Annotated in this window: 14 protein-coding genes; 9 read left to right on the forward strand and 5 right to left on the reverse strand. The window is 66.5% G+C overall.

Annotated features, from left to right (window positions below):
• Positions 1-27: 27 nt before the first annotated feature.
• Both BLW02_RS13085 and lplT read right to left on the reverse strand, forming a co-directional pair.
• Entirely contained in the window at positions 28-918 is an 891-nt protein-coding gene (locus tag BLW02_RS13085) for a DMT family transporter (RefSeq protein WP_092699253.1), read from the reverse strand.
• 56 nt (positions 919-974) lie between these two features.
• Entirely contained in the window at positions 975-2,279 is a 1,305-nt protein-coding gene (lplT, locus tag BLW02_RS13090; RefSeq protein ID WP_092699255.1) for a lysophospholipid transporter LplT, read from the reverse strand.
• Positions 2,280-2,414: 135 nt separating this feature from the next.
• Here lplT and alr point away from each other — a divergent pair, with 135 nt between their 5' ends.
• The 3 genes from alr to BLW02_RS13105 all read left to right on the forward strand — a co-directional run bounded on the left by alr (position 2,415) and on the right by BLW02_RS13105 (position 6,379).
• Positions 2,415-3,521, forward strand: coding sequence for an alanine racemase (gene alr, locus BLW02_RS13095; protein WP_092699257.1), 1,107 nt, complete (start codon positions 2,415-2,417; stop codon positions 3,519-3,521).
• 226 nt (positions 3,522-3,747) lie between these two features.
• Complete coding sequence (locus BLW02_RS20315; protein WP_092699340.1) at positions 3,748-4,656, forward strand: lytic transglycosylase domain-containing protein; 909 nt, start codon at positions 3,748-3,750, stop codon at positions 4,654-4,656.
• 142 nt (positions 4,657-4,798) lie between these two features.
• Positions 4,799-6,379: an ABC transporter substrate-binding protein gene (locus BLW02_RS13105; RefSeq protein WP_092699259.1), complete on the forward strand. Its 1,581-nt coding sequence runs from the start codon at positions 4,799-4,801 to the stop codon at positions 6,377-6,379.
• Positions 6,380-6,439: 60 nt separating this feature from the next.
• Here BLW02_RS13105 and BLW02_RS13110 read toward each other — a convergent pair whose 3' ends face one another.
• Entirely contained in the window at positions 6,440-7,051 is a 612-nt protein-coding gene (locus tag BLW02_RS13110; protein ID WP_092699261.1) for a glutathione S-transferase family protein, read from the reverse strand.
• 217 nt (positions 7,052-7,268) lie between these two features.
• On the opposite strand from BLW02_RS13110, the gene radA reads away from it, so the two are divergent.
• From radA to BLW02_RS13135, 5 genes are all read left to right on the forward strand, one after another.
• A complete protein-coding gene (radA, locus tag BLW02_RS13115; RefSeq protein WP_092699263.1) occupies positions 7,269-8,648 on the forward strand; it encodes a DNA repair protein RadA in 1,380 nt (459 codons plus the stop codon).
• Positions 8,649-8,705: 57 nt separating this feature from the next.
• Positions 8,706-9,140: a glycerate kinase gene (locus BLW02_RS13120; RefSeq protein WP_092699265.1), complete on the forward strand. Its 435-nt coding sequence runs from the start codon at positions 8,706-8,708 to the stop codon at positions 9,138-9,140.
• 41 nt (positions 9,141-9,181) lie between these two features.
• Complete coding sequence (locus tag BLW02_RS13125) at positions 9,182-10,132, forward strand: branched-chain amino acid transaminase (RefSeq protein WP_092699267.1); 951 nt, start codon at positions 9,182-9,184, stop codon at positions 10,130-10,132.
• Between the two features lie 2 nt (positions 10,133-10,134).
• Complete coding sequence (locus BLW02_RS13130) at positions 10,135-10,341, forward strand: zinc-finger domain-containing protein (protein ID WP_092699269.1); 207 nt, start codon at positions 10,135-10,137, stop codon at positions 10,339-10,341.
• A 76-nt stretch (positions 10,342-10,417) separates the two neighbouring features.
• Positions 10,418-11,506 carry a glycosyltransferase gene (locus tag BLW02_RS13135; RefSeq protein WP_092699271.1) on the forward strand — a complete coding sequence of 363 codons (1,089 nt, stop codon included), beginning with the start codon at positions 10,418-10,420 and terminating at the stop codon, positions 11,504-11,506.
• A gap of 16 nt (positions 11,507-11,522) precedes the next feature.
• Here BLW02_RS13135 and BLW02_RS13140 read toward each other — a convergent pair whose 3' ends face one another.
• Positions 11,523-12,245 (reverse strand): glycosyltransferase family 25 protein, encoded by a 723-nt coding sequence (locus tag BLW02_RS13140; protein WP_092699273.1) that lies wholly within the window; start codon positions 12,243-12,245, stop codon positions 11,523-11,525.
• A gap of 56 nt (positions 12,246-12,301) precedes the next feature.
• Between BLW02_RS13140 and BLW02_RS13145 the strand changes: the two genes are divergently transcribed.
• Positions 12,302-13,576, forward strand: a complete 1,275-nt coding sequence (locus BLW02_RS13145) for an O-antigen ligase family protein (protein WP_092699275.1) — start codon at positions 12,302-12,304, stop codon at positions 13,574-13,576.
• A 31-nt stretch (positions 13,577-13,607) separates the two neighbouring features.
• Here the strand turns inward: BLW02_RS13145 and BLW02_RS13150 are convergent, their stop codons facing one another.
• Positions 13,608-14,648, reverse strand: a complete 1,041-nt coding sequence (locus BLW02_RS13150) for an NAD(P)H-dependent flavin oxidoreductase (protein WP_244273692.1) — start codon at positions 14,646-14,648, stop codon at positions 13,608-13,610.
• Positions 14,649-14,736: the final 88 nt, after the last annotated feature.

A 14,736-nucleotide genomic window follows, 5' to 3' on the forward strand; every position in this document is an offset into this window, starting at 1 on the left:
GGCTGGCGCCGGGTATTGCCCCGGCTGTCAGGTGCTGGCCTGGCGCCGGGGTGGCGATGCCGCCAGCAGCGCCGCCAGCATGATCAGCGCGCCGCCCAGCAGGGTGCGCGGTGCCAGCGTGGCAGAAGTCAGCAGGGCCGACGACACGCTGGCAAACACCACTTCCGACAGCATCACCAGCGCCGTGGTGCCCGCGGCCAGCCGGGCGGCGCCGTACTGCAGGGCGTAGTTGCCCAGCACAAAGGCCAGAGCCAGCGCGAGCGCCAGCAACACCCAGGCCAGCGCCGGAGCGGGCAGGGCGGGCACGGTCCCCGCTGCCAGCCCCAGCGCGGCACTGGTGCAGGCCAGCAGGGCACCGCCACCAAACATGGCCAGCATGCGCGCATCGCCGGGCACGGCATGCAGGCGCCGCAGCGTGACGTTGGTGAGGGCAAAGCAGAAGCCACCTGCCAGCGCCAGCAGGTCGGCGCCCGAGAGGTGGGCCGCCAGCCTGCCCCACGATGCGCCGGCCGGCACCAGCACCAGCGCCACGCCCGCAAAGGCCAGCAGCAGCCGCACCAGTGCCATGCCCGTGGGGCGTTCGCCTAGCACCTTCCAGGCCAGCAGCACCGACCAGGCGGGCATCAGGTAGAACAGCAGCACCACGCGCACCACGTCGCCCACCGTCACGGCCCAATTGAAGGCCACGTTGGTCAGGCCCGAGCTCAGTGCCAGCAGCCACAGGGCGGGGTGCTGCCGCGCGTTGCGCAGCGCCTGCGGCCGGGCCAGCAGCAGGCAGGCCAGGGCCAGCGCATACATCAGCGCCGTGGCCCACAGCGGGTGCAGCCCGGCGGCGTGCAGCTGCCGAAAGGGCCACCACGAGACGCCCCACACAAAGGCGTTGAGCACCAGGGCCAGTATGGGGAAGATGGTAGGCATCAAAAGCGCGTGCAGCGCTCATGTGTCAAGCGCCAATAGCTATTCAGCAAATAGCATCAATGGTGGGTGTCCTGCCGGGCGATGTGCAGCAGGTGGTTCAGTTCCTCGCCATGGTGGCGGCAGTTGCGGGCGTGCCAGCGCTGGATGATCCACATGGTGCCCGCCACCACCACGCCAAACACGATGATGGCGCCGAAGACCGACAGCCCCAGCTTGAGCGACAGGCTGTAGAAAGCGCCCAGGCCCAGGATGCAGGCCTGTTCGTTGAAGTTCTGCACCGCAATCGAGCGCCCCGCACCCATGAGGTTGTGCCCCCGGTGCTGCAGCAGGGCGTTCATGGGGACGACCAGGAAGCCGCCCAGCCCGCCCAGCAGGATCAGGAATGGAATGGCCACCCAGATGTTGCGGATGAACACCATCAGGATCAGCAGCAGTCCCATCGTGATGCCCAGCGGAATCACGCGCGTGGCCATGTCCAGGCGCATGCGCATCGATGCCGCCACGGCGCCCACGGCGGTGCCAATGGCCACCACGCCGGTCAGGGCCGAGGCCTGCGTGGTGTTGTAGCCCAGGGCCACGCCGGCCCAGGCCAGCACGATGAACTTGAGGTTGCCGCCGGCACCCCAGAACAGGGTGGTGGTGGACAGCGAAATCTGCCCCAGCTTGTCGCGCCACAGGCGGCTGTTGCAGGCCCAGAAGTCGGGCAGCAGGGCCAGGGTGCTGGAGATCAGGCCGCGCTGCGGGTCCTGGCGCAGCGGGCGCATCTCCACGCCCGTGTGCGGGATGCGCGTGTTGAACCAGGCGGCCAGGGCATACACCACGATGAGTGCGGCAATGGCCGCTTCGGCAGCGGTATCAACACCGGTGTCTATCTTGGGAACGTCGATGGACAGCAGCGCCGCCGACAGCTGCGGCCCTACGAGCTGCCCGCCCAGCAGCACCCCGAGAATGATGGAGGCAATGGTCAGCCCCTCGATCCAGCCGTTGGCCTTGACCAGCTGCGATGCCGGCAGCAGCTCGGTGAGGATGCCGTACTTGGCAGGCGAATAGGCCGCTGCGCCCAGCCCCACCACGGCATAGGCAATCAGGGGATGGGAGCCGAACAGCATCATCAGGCAGCCGGCGATCTTGATGGCATTGCTGACGAACATGACCTTGCCCTTGGGCAAGGCATCGGCAAACGCGCCCACGAAAGGCGCCAGTACCACATAGAACAGGGCAAACATGGGCACCAGCGCGGCGCGTTGCCACTCGGGGGCGCCCCCTGTGCGCAGAAGTTCGACGGCGGCCACGAAGAGTGCGTTGTCGGCGAGCGAGCTGAAAAACTGCGCCGACATGATGGTGTAGAAACCGCGCTTCATCGAATGGCTGGAGGGGTATCAGTGAGGCTGATGCGCGATTAAATTGGGAGGCCGCATACAGGTGACTGGCGGTTATATCACGCCCCCCCGGGCCCGCAATGCCAGAATCCCATGCTCGTTTCCCCCACTCTTCCCATGCCGCGCCCGATCCACGCCACCATCCATACCGCTGCCCTGCACCACAACCTTGAGCGCGTGCGCCAGGCCGTGCCCGACGCCAGAACCTGGGCCGTGGTCAAGGCCAATGCCTACGGCCACGGCATCGAGCGGGCCTTTGAAGGCCTGCGTGCCGCCGACGGTTTTGCCCTGCTCGACCTGGCCGAGGCCGAGCGTGTGCGCCACCTGGGCTGGCGCGGCCCCATCCTGCTGCTGGAGGGCGTGTTCGAGCCGCGCGACCTGGAGCTGTGCTCGCGCCTGTCGCTGTGGCACGCCGTGCACTGCGACGAGCAGATCGACATGCTGGCCGCCCACAAGACGCAGGTGCCGCACCGCGTGTTCCTCAAGCTGAACTCGGGCATGAACCGCCTGGGCTTCACGCCACAGCGCTACCGCAGCGCCTGGGCGCGCCTGAATGCGCTGCCGCAGGTGGACGAGATCTCGTTCATGACCCATTTCAGCGATGCCGACGGCGCGCGGGGCATTGCGCACCAGATGGCGGCGTTCAATGCGGCCACGCAGGACCTGCCCGGCGAGCGCAGCCTGTGCAACAGTGCCGCCGCGCTGCGCCATGCCAGCGACGCCCAGGTGCGGGGCGACTGGGTGCGTGCCGGCATCGTGCTGTACGGCAGCGCGCCCGACCACCCCGAGCACCGGGCGGCGCAGTGGGACCTGCAGCCCACCATGACGCTGGCCACCCGCATCATCGGCACGCAGCAGCTGCAGGCGGGCGATACCGTGGGCTACGGCTCGCGTTTCACGGCCGAGGGGCCGCTCACCATCGGCGTGGCCGCCTGCGGCTATGCCGACGGCTACCCGCGCCATTGCGACACCGGCACGCCCGTGCTGGTGAACGGCGTGCGCACGCGCCTGGTCGGCCGCGTCAGCATGGACATGGTCACCGTGGACCTGAACCCCGTCATGGCAGCGGGCGTGGAGGCCGGTTTCGGCAGCGAAGTCACGATGTGGGGGCGGGCGGGCAACGGCACGGTCCTGCCCATCGACGAGGTGGCGCAGGCCGCCGGCACCGTGGGCTACGAGCTGATGTGCGCCCTGGCGCCGCGCGTGCCCGTGGCGGTGGACTGAGCTCACGGCGAGGCCAGGGGCTGGGAACCTGGCAAAAACCGTCCGTCGCGCGACGGGTATGCACTATCTGCAAGTCAAGTTCAATAGCCTTCCTTGTTGCTCCCTTTTAGGGAGCTTTCACCGCTTGTAGAGCAACGGGTTTGACCTGTTTTGACCGCAGCCTGAACGTCAGCATGGGTTGGCGTGGGCCGTGACGAATGGCGCAAAGACGCGCATACTGAAAACCATGCGTGCCAGCCTGTTGATCCTTGCGCCGCTAGCGGTGGTGTCGTTGTGCACCTGGGGTGCGGGTGCGGGTGCGGCGCGGGCGCAGTCCGGTGAATCCGACGCCAACCGGGCGGCCGGCCTGCGCCAGGAGGCCATCGCCTACGAACATGGCGAAGGCGTGGCGCGCGATCCGCTGCGGGCCGCCGCACTCTACTGCGCCAGCGCACGGCTGGGCGACATGCTGGCCCAGTACAACCTCGGGTGGATGTACGCCCACGGGCGGGGTGTGGTGCGCGACGATGGGGCGGCCGCCTTTTTCTTCCAGGCCGCCGCCGAGCAGGGCCTGGGCGTGGCTGCGCGCATGCTGCAGGTGGTGGGCGGCGCCACGGACGAAGTGCCCGAGTGCCTGCGGCCGCCACCGCCCGCTCCGGTTCAGGTGGCCCAGCCCGGCGTCAACTACCAGCGGGTCGCGCCGCGCAAGATCGTGGAGCTGGTGCTCAAGATGGCGCCGCAATACCAGGTCGAGCCGCAGCTGGCGCTGGCCATCATTGCCGCCGAGTCGAACTTCAACACCCAGGCACTGTCGCCCAAAAATGCGCAGGGCCTGATGCAGCTGATTCCCGAAACCAGCGAGCGCTTCAACGTCAAGAACCCGTATGACCCGGCACAGAACATCCGTGGTGGCCTGACCTACCTGCGCTGGCTGCTGGCCTACTTCGAAGGCGACGTGGCGCTGGTGGCTGCGGCCTACAACGCCGGCGAGGGCAAGGTCGAGCGCTACCGCGGCGTGCCGCCCTACCTGGAGACGCGCGCCTACGTGCAACGCATCCTGAAAGCCGTTGGTGCCACCGCGCACCCGTTCGATCGCAGCGTGGCGCAGCCCTCGCCAGCGCTGGAGCGCATTCGACTGGCGCTGCGGCACAAGTAGGCTGGGCGCTCTGGCGCAGGTGCCTTGGCGGCTGCTTTCAGGGCGCCGACCCCACGGTGCATATGGATACAAGCACAAAGTTGTTTCGGCGGCGCCCACCCTGGGTCACAGTAGGGTTTTGTTTTCTGAGAGGCACAAGCCCATGCAATTCAAACCCCTGCTCCTTGCCGCCGCGCTGGCTGCCACCCTGCCCCTGGCCGCGCAGGCCACGACCTTCCGCTGGGCGCGTGCGGTGGATGTGTCGTCGTGGGACGTGCATGCCCAGAACGTGGGCGTGAACAACGCCCTGCACGCGGCCGTGTACGACACGCTGGTCGAATACAACAGCAAGACCTTCAAGCCCGAGCCCGCGCTGGCCACCGAATGGAAGCCGGTGAGCCCCACCCAGCTGCGCCTGAGCCTGCGCAAGGGCGTGAAGTTCAGCGACGGCAGCGAGTTCACGGCCGACGACGCCAAGTTCTCGCTCGAGCGCGCCAAGTCGAAAAGTTCCAACTACGCGGTCTATGCCCAGGGCATCGACCGGGTGGAAAAGGTCAACAGCCACACCATCGACATCTTCTCGGACGTTCCCAACCCGGTGCTGCTCAACCAGCTGACCGAGCTGCGCATGCTCAGCAAGGCCTGGGCCGAGAAGAACAAGTCGGTCGAGCCCAAGGACATCAAGAACAAGGACGAAACCTTTGCCCACCGCAACGCCCTGGGCACGGGGCCGTTCGTGCTCCAATCGTGGACGCCCGACCAGCGCGTGGTGCTGGCGCCCAATCCGCACTGGTGGGGCAAGGGCAAGTTCGCCACCAACGTGACCGAGGTGGTCTACACCCCCATCAAGTCCGATGCCACGCGCACGGCGGCGCTGCTGTCGGGCGAGATCGACTTCATCATCGACCCGAGCCTGCAGGATCTGGCGCGGGTGCGCCAGACGCAGGGTCTGAAGGTGCTGGAAGGCGCCGAATACCGCACCATCTTTCTGGGCATGGACCAGTTCCGCAGCGAGTTGCCAGGCTCGAACGTCAAGGGCCAGAACCCGCTCAAGGATGTGCGCGTGCGCAAGGCCCTGTACCAGGCGATCGACATCAACGCCATCCAGCGCGTGGTAATGCGCGGCCTGGCCCAGCCCACGGGCGCGCTGATTGCCCACCAGGTCAACGGCTGGACGCCCAAGGCCGATGTGCGCTACCCCTTCGATATCAAGGCGGCGCAGAAGCTGCTGGCCGATGCGGGCTACCCGAACGGCTTCGAGGTGGACTTTGCCTGCAGCGCAGGCCGCTACATCAACGATGAGCAGCTGTGCCAGGCCATCACGGCGCAGTGGGCCAAGGTGGGGGTGAAGGCCAAGCTGCGCTCGCTGCCGTTTGCCACCTATTTCCCCATGATCCAGCGCAACGAGGCCAGCATCTACCTGCTGGGCTGGGGCGTGCCCACGTTCGATGCGTTCTATTCGCTGCAGTCGCTGATCCGCTCGCCGGGCGCCGGGGGCGACGGCAACTTCAACCTGGGCCGTTTCAGCAACCCGCAGCAGGATGCGCTGATCGAGCGCATCAAGAAGGAAACCGATCCGGCCACACGCAATGGCCTGATCGAAAAGGCCCTGGTGCAGGACCATGAGCTCATTTCCCACATCCCGCTGTACAACCAAGTGATCCCGTGGGCCGCCACGCAGAAGGTGGAGTTGCCGCACCGCGCGGACAACCGCATTGACTGGCGCGCGCTCAAGGTCAACTGACCGGGCCGGCAACGCCGAAAGCCCCGCCACCCGCCCGGTGCCGGGGCTTTTTTGTGCCGTTTATGCCAGCGCGCGTTGCACGGCGGGGCGCTCGGCCATGCGGCGCCGGTGGTCGGCCACCTTGGGGAACTGCGCCACGTCCACGCCGTCGCTGCGCAGCCAGCCGGACACGGTGAACAGGTAGGCGTCGGCGACGGAATATTGTTCGCCCAGCACCCAGGGGCCTTGCAGGTAATGGTGTTCGATCACACCAAAGCACTCCGCCATGTTCTGCGGCACCTTGCGCTGCATGGCCTCGATGGCGTGGGCGTCATCGGCCCAGCGGCTGGCGCGGGGGCGGTGGGCGTGGGCCACATGCACGGTGGAGGCCAGGTAATTGTTGAACTCCTGCATGCGCGCGAAGGCAAACGGGTCCAGCGGCGCCAGCTGCGCCTGGGCAAAGCGTTGCGCCACATAGGCCAGCAGGGCCGGGGTTTCGGTCAGCACGCCGTGTTCGGTCACCAGCGCGGGCACGCGGCCCTTGGGGTTGATGGCCAGGTACTCGGGGCTGCGTTGCTGCTGGGTGGCGAAGTCGAGACGAACCAGCTCGTGGCCTGCCTGCGCCTCGTGCAAGGCAATGTGAACGGCCAGGGCGCAGGTGCCGGGAGCGAAGTAAAGCGTGGGTGCGGACATGGTGGAGGTTGAAAAGGTGGCGGGGTGCAGGCTCCGCAGCGCTGAGGCCCCGGGGGCGTCGATATGCGCGCTGGTATTGCGGGCCTGAGTCGCCATCCTAAGGGGTTTGGTCGTTGGGTGCGGGCGCATGGCTTCGTTGCCCCCGAGGGAGCGGTGACGGCCGGTGGTGCGTTGGTGGCCGCTATAGTGGCCAGCCGCTTTGCAAGATCCCGCTCCCATGGCCAAAGACAAAACCCTTTTCACCTGCACCGAATGTGGCGGCACCAGCCCGCGCTGGCTGGGCAAGTGTCCATCGTGTGGTGCCTGGAACACCCTGATCGAATCGGTGGCGGAGGCCGGGCCTGGCAAGAACCGCTACAGCGGTGCGCAGTTCGCCGGTCTGGCGCAGGCGCAGGCCGTCATGCCGCTGGCGGCCATCGAGGCCACGGACATCGCGCGCACGCCCAGCGGCATCGACGAACTCGACCGGGTACTAGGTGGGGGCATCGTGGAAGGCGGCGTGGTGCTGATCGGGGGCGACCCGGGCATCGGCAAGTCCACGCTGCTGCTGCAGGCGCTGGACGCGCTGCAGCGCGCGGGCTTGCCCACCCTTTATGTCACGGGCGAGGAAAGCGGCGCCCAGGTGGCGCTGCGTTCGCGCCGGCTGGGGCTGGACCACAGCCAGGTGAATGTGCTGGCCGAGATCCAGCTGGAGAAAATCCTGGCCACCATCGAGTCGATGCAGCCGGCCGTGGCCGTGATCGATTCGATCCAGACGGTGTATTCCGACCAGCTCACCTCGGCACCCGGCTCGGTGGCCCAGGTGCGCGAGTGCGCGGCGCACCTCACGCGCGCTGCCAAATCTTCGGGCGTGGCCGTGGTGCTGGTGGGCCATGTGACCAAGGAGGGCGCGCTGGCCGGCCCCCGCGTGCTGGAGCACATGGTGGACACGGTGCTGTACTTCGAGGGCGACACGCACAGCCAGTTCCGCCTGGTGCGCGCCATCAAGAACCGTTTTGGCGCCGTCAACGAGATCGGCGTGTTCGCCATGACCGAAAAGGGCCTCAAGGGCGTGAGCAACCCCAGCGCCATCTTCCTGAGCCAGCACAGCGAGCCGGTGCCGGGCAGCTGCGTGATGGTCACGCTCGAAGGCACGCGGCCCTTGCTGGTCGAGATCCAGGCCCTGGTGGACAGCGGCGGCCCCAGTCCGCGGCGCCTTTCCGTGGGGCTCGACAAGGATCGTCTGGCCATGCTGCTGGCCGTGCTGCACCGCCATGCGGGCGTGGCCTGCATGGACCAGGACGTTTTTGTGAATGCCGTGGGCGGCGTGCGCATCAGCGAGCCCGCCGCCGATCTGGCCGTGATGCTGGCCATCACCTCCAGCCTGCGCGGCAAGGCCTTGCCGCAGGGGTTCATCGCCTTTGGCGAGGTGGGGCTGGCGGGCGAGGTGCGCCCGGCGCCACGCGGGCAGGAACGTCTGCGCGAAGCGGCCAAACTGGGCTTCAGCGTGGCCGTGGTGCCCAAGGCCAATGCCCCCAGGAAACCGATCGAAGGCCTGACCATCCACGCCGTGGAGCGGGTCGAGGAGGCCATGAACGTGGTGCGCGGCATGGGTTGACAGGCGATACGCACTCCCCACACGAGGGCGGGGGCGCCGTCGTAAGACAATCGGGCCATGAATTTTCGAAATATCCTGGTGCCCGTGGGGCTGGTGATGGTGCTGGTCGTAGGCTTTCGGTCCTATGGCTGGATGGGCGTCGCGGCCGTCGGCGGGGGAGTCCTCATGTGGGCGCTGCTGCATTTCACGCGGCTCATGAATGTGCTGCGCAAGGCGTCCGATCGTCCGATCGGCCATGTGGGCAGCGCCGTCATGCTCAATGCCAGGCTGCAGGCGGGGGTGAGCCTGATGCATGTGGTGGCCATGACGCGTTCGCTGGGGGCGCTGCAATCGCCCGAGAACGAACAACCCGAGGTCTACCGCTGGACCGATGGCACCCACTCGCATGTGACCTGCGAGTTCCACGGTGGCAAGCTGGTGAAATGGGCACTGGAACGCCCTGTGGCTCCTGAGGATGCGCCGGAAGGCGATGCGGGATCTGCGGCCCCGTAAAATCTCCTCTTTTGCGACACCCAGCAACCCAAAGGACACCCATGAGCCCCGTAGTTCCCTCGATGGCCGACCGTGACGGCAAGATCTGGATGGACGGCCAGATGGTCGACTGGCGCGATGCCAAGATCCATGTGCTGACCCACACCCTGCACTACGGCTGCGGCGCCTTCGAAGGCGTGCGGGCCTACAACACGGCCGCTGGCACGGCCATCTTCCGCCTGCAGGACCATACCGAGCGCCTGTTCAACAGCGCCAAGATCCTGCGCATGAAGATCCCTTTCACCCAGGACCAGGTGAACGCAGCCCAGTGCGCCGTGGTGCGTGAGAACCAGCTGGAGTCGTGCTACCTGCGCCCCCTGACCTGGATCGGCGACAAGAAGCTGGGCGTCTCGCCCAAGGGCAACGACATCCACCTGATGGTGGCCGCCTGGGCCTGGGGCGCCTACCTGGGCGAGGACGGCATGGCCCGCGGTATCCGCGTCAAGACCAGCAGCTATTCGCGCCACCACGTCAACATCACCATGAGCCAGGCCAAGGCGGTGAGCAACTACACCAATTCCATCCTGGCCAACACCGAAGCCACCGATGATGGTTACGACGAAGCCCTGCTGCTGGATACTTCCGGTTTCGTGTCCGAAGGTTCGGGCGAGAACGTGTTCATCGTCAAGGACGGCGTGGTCTATACCCCCGACCTGTCGGCCGGTGCGCTCAAGGGCATCACGCGCGACACCGTCATGCACATCTGCAAGGACCTGGGCCTGGAGCTGGTGCAAAAGCGCATCACGCGCGACGAGGTGTATATCGCCGACGAAGCCTTCTTCACCGGCACGGCCGCCGAAGTGACGCCCATCCGTGAACTCGATCGCATCGAGATCGGAAAAGAAGACTATGTGGGCCGCCGCGGCCCCATCACCGAGAAGATCCAGAGCGCGTTCTTTGACATCGTCAATGGCCGCAATCCCAAGTATGCCCACTGGCTCACCAAGGTCTGACCATGTCGCAAGCAGTCATTGAACTTCTGGCCAAAGACCTGAACGCCCAGGGCGGCGTGTTCTGTCCCAACCCCAAGGCCGACATGAAGCTGTGGAACAGCCACCCCAAGGTGTACCTGGACGTGGCCCATGCCGGCGAAGCCAAGTGCCCGTATTGCGGCACGGTGTACCGGCTGAAGGCCGGCGAGGTGTTCGCGGGCGGGCATTGATCGGGCCTTTGTCGGCTGAATGGCACCAGGCACGGCCTAGATCAGGCCGGCTTTGGTGTTTTTTTTTGGGTGAATCATGCGCATCCTGCATTTCGTCACAGGCGGGTTTTCCGGTGCCACGCAAGTGGCCATCGATCTGTGCCTGGCCGCCCGGCAGACCCCGGGCACCGAGGTGCTGCTGGTGCTGCGGCGCAAGCGCACCACGCACATGGACCGGGTTCAGGCGCTGCGCGACCAGGGTCTGGAGGTCCGCATCGTGTCGAACTGGCTGCACGTGCTGACGGTCTGGGAGTTGCGCAGGATCATTCGTGCATGGCACCCCGATGTGCTGTTTGCGCACGGTTTCAGCGACCATATCTGGGGACGTCAGGCCGCCCGGGCCGAGGGCGTGGCGCGGATCTTTCATGTCGAGCACAACTCGCGCGAGCGCTACACAACGCGCCGTCTGGCCCAGGCCTTGGCCTTGGCGCCCTGTACAGAGGCCAGCATTGGCGTCTCGGAGGGGGTGCGCAGCAGTCTGATTGCGCACGGTTTCCCGCCGGACAAATGCATTGCCATCCCGAATGGCATCGCGCTGGAGCGCTTTCCAGAGCAACTGATGCGGCCGTGGGCTGAACGCGACGCCGCGATCTTGATGGCATCGCGTTTCGCGCGCCAGAAGGACCATGCGACCCTGATCCGGGCGCTGGCCTGGCTGAAGCAGCAGGGCCTGATGCCCACGCTGTACCTGGCTGGCGGTGGCAAGAAGCGCCTGCTGAAGCAGGCGCGGCAACTGGCCCAGGCACTGGGCGTGCAGGCCCAGGTGCAGTTTCTGGGCAACGTGGGTGATTTGCCCCAGCGCTTGGCGGCGACCCAGATCTTTGTGCTGTCCACGCACTGGGAAGGCATGCCGCTGGCCTTGGTGGAGGGCATGGCCGCCGGTTGTGCCTGCGTGGCATCGGATGTGATCGGTGCGCGCGAGGTGCTCAGCGATGGCCTGACCGGCCGTCTGGTGCCCGAGTCTGATGCTGGCGCCTTGGGACAGGTACTCGCACAACTGTTGCGACAGCCGGAGATGGCTGCCCAGCTGGGACAGGCCGCGCGGCGCAAGGCCTTGTCCTCCTATGGCCGCTCGCATATGTGGGCGCAGTACCAGGCGCTTCTGGCGCAGGGCGGGCATTCGTAACCCGCCCTGGCGCGTGTCAGCGGTGCCAAGCGTTGCCCAGAGTCAGGCGCAGCTTCATCAGCAGCTTGCGTCGGCGTTGCGACAGCGTGAGCCGGTCGCGTTGCTCCCAAATGCTGCTGACTTCGCTGGTGTCATCCAGCGCCATGACGGAGGGGTAGACCCCGGCGACCCGCAGGTCGTTTTCGAACCAGAAACGGAAATCCACATCCACCGGGCGACCGAATGGCAGGCGGGATGCCAGCAACTTCTGGGCGCCGGCACGGGTGATCACATAGCCCGCCGCAAAGCTGGGGATGCGCTGGTACGTGATCAAGGAATGGGCGGTGAACAGACGCGATTGGTTGCAAATTTTTTCCTGATCCCGGCTGTACAGTTTGATCATGTCCCAGCCGGTTGTTCGTTGGGCCAGGGCTTCCAAAGCCGGGATAATGTCCGGCAGCAGCTTGACGTCGTCCTCGAAAATTGCCATGGCCGGTGCGGAGCTGTCCAGCAACGCCTGCCAAGCCTTGATATGGCTGCAATAACAGCCCTTCTCGCCATTGGCCAGGGCCTTGAAGTATTGCGCCTGGTTCAGCGTCTCGCTGTAGTACTGGTTTTGCTCCTCTTGCGCCAGGTCTTGCCACCAGACGGCTGGCAACCGCTGGGCAGCCAGCTGGAGGTGGTTGAACTGGGCTTGCATGCGCTGTCTGCGTTCAACATCTTTGTCGAGGTTGATGTAGAGGATGGGAAAAGGTGCCATGGTGCGGAAAGCGGGCTTTGTGGCATCGCGCGCAGTGTTTTGGGACGAAAGGTGTGATGAGAAAAGATACGGTCAGTCTGTACCAGCGCATCGTCGGATGCGGAATGAGCATTTCGTGCTTTGTTTTTTTTGCATTGTCGCTGGCCGTGCCTTCTGGGTACTCTTATGGCGCAGCAGCCTGTGTCATTTTTGCGCTGGCGGGCGTGGGGTTGTGCCGCCACAAGACTTGGTCGACCGAGTTGAAAGCCCTGTGCGCCGTGATGGTGCTCATGGGGTTGATCTGGGGGTTGTCGTTTGACGGCTGGTGGTCGTGGACCGGTTCGGACTATCTGTTCAAGTACTGGCTGGCCGCGTTGTGCCTGGGTGTCGCCTACCAGGTCGGCGTGCATGCAGGCAGCGCCGTGTGGGGTTGCGCGTTGGGTGGTGCGGGTGCTTTGGGTATTGCCGCCTATCAGTACCTGGTATTGGGGTGGAGCAAGGCCACGGGGCATACCAATGCCATCCAGTATGGCGGAATCGCCATGTACCTTGGGATCGCCACATGGGCCATGGCTTCGTTTGGCGCCTGGCCGCGCAGGCAGTCTCTGCTGTTGTGGCTGTTGGGCGGGTGCGGGGTACTGGCGTCTTTGCTGTCCGGATCACGGGGTGCATGGGTTGTGGCCCCCCTGCTGCTGGCGGTGGTGCTGGGCGTGATGTGGCACCACGGCCAAGGTCGGCGGGCCATGTGGACGGCCGTCGGTGCCGCCCTGTGTGTTGCGGCCATGGTGATTCCTGCTGCGGGCAAGTTCGAGGCGCGCGTGGACCAGGCCATGGCGGAGGTTCCGTTGTATTGGGACCACCCGCAGCAGGGTGCGACAACCTCGGCCGGTCAGCGCCTGGAGCAGTGGCGCCTGGCCTTGCGCATGGGCGCGCAGCGTCCGCTGACGGGCTGGGGCGTGAGCGGCGTGGTCGTGCAAAAACAGAAGATGGTCGCGGCGGGTCTGGCGCATCCATCGGTCCTGGAGTATGGGCATGCGCACAATGAAATCCTGGACATGTGGGCCAAGCGCGGCCTGATCGGCGTGGCCGTGTTGCTGGCCTTCTATGCGATTCCGCTGGCCGTGATGTGGCCGACGCGCACCCGGCTGGCCCGGGCGCCGCCAGTGCAGCGGCCCGCGCTGCTGGCTGTGCGCGTGGCGGCCTCCCTGCTGCCCATCGCCTACTTCGGCTTTGGCTGGACGCAGGTTTTCTTTGCCCACAACAGCGGCAATATTTTCTATCTCTTCAGCTTGGTGGCGTTCGTGGGCTGCATCCGCTGGCTGGAGAAACCACAGGGAGTGCGGCCCGGCTGAGCGCGTCCAGGCCGTTCTGAAGGTCAGGCCCTCAAACCAGCAGCGCCCGCGCCTGCGCATCCATGCGCTGAACCAGCGCGCCCGCCGTCGGCAGGTCGTGGATGAGCCCGACAGCCTCTCCCGCCGTGGCGTGCGCGGCCTCAAAGTTGCCGCTGCGCACGCCCTCGTCATAGGCGGCCCGAGCCGTCCCGGGGTCGGCGCGCAGGGCGTCGATGCGATCTTCCCACTGCCGGTGCAACGCGTTGCGCAGGGCGCGGAAATCGTAGGGTGCAGGCCAGTTTTTGCGCCGCAGGATGTCGAAGACAGCCGTGCGCGCCGTGCCGTCGCCGTCGGTGGCGACGGCCATGTCCTTGGCGCCCTGCGGCGCCAGGCTTTCCTGCGTGGCCCACAGGCGTGAGCCCACGAGCGCGCCATCGGCGCCCAGCACCAGGGCTGCCGCGAGCGTGCGCCCGTCGGCAATGCCGCCGGCGGCCAGCAGCAGGGTGGTGGGCGAATGGGCGGACAGCCAGTCGGCCAGCTCGGGCACAAAGGTCATGGTGGAGCGGCCATTGAGCGCGTTCATGCCGTGGCCCCCGGCCTCCGCGCCCTGCGCCACGATCACCTGCGCACCGGCCTCGATGGCCTGCGGGACCTGGTCCATGCGCTGCACCTGGCAAATGAGCGCGGCGCCGCTGTCGGCAATGCGGCGCGCATAGGGGCGCGGATCGCCAAACGACAGCATCAGGGCCCGGGGGCACTGGACGGGCGGCCGGTCCAGCACCCAGTCGAGGGCCGAGGCGTCTTCATCGAGCTTCCAGGTGATGAAGCCGCAGCCAATGCGGCCGGTATCCGCAGCCTGCAGCGCCAGCTGGTATTCGCGCTGCGTCCAGGCCAGGTCGCCATAGCCGCCGCCGACCAGGCCCAGCGCCCCGGCGCGGGCGCAGGCGCTCGCCAAGGCTCCGCCCGAGGCCAGCGCCATGGGCGCCAGTGCGACGGGGGTGGTCAGACCGAAGCGGGTGCAAAAACGGGAGTTGATGAAGGTGTGCATGCGGGCATTGTCCATGGGCGAATGCTTGGCGTCCAATGGGCCCATGGCGCCAGTGCGCGGGCGTGTGCGCATGCGCCGCCCTTCGCGCAGGGACCGTGCGGCGCTGAGCGTAGGATAAAGAAAACAGACATGG

The organism is Acidovorax soli, from assembly GCF_900107605.1.
GTDB lineage: Bacteria > Pseudomonadota > Gammaproteobacteria > Burkholderiales > Burkholderiaceae_C > Acidovorax > Acidovorax soli.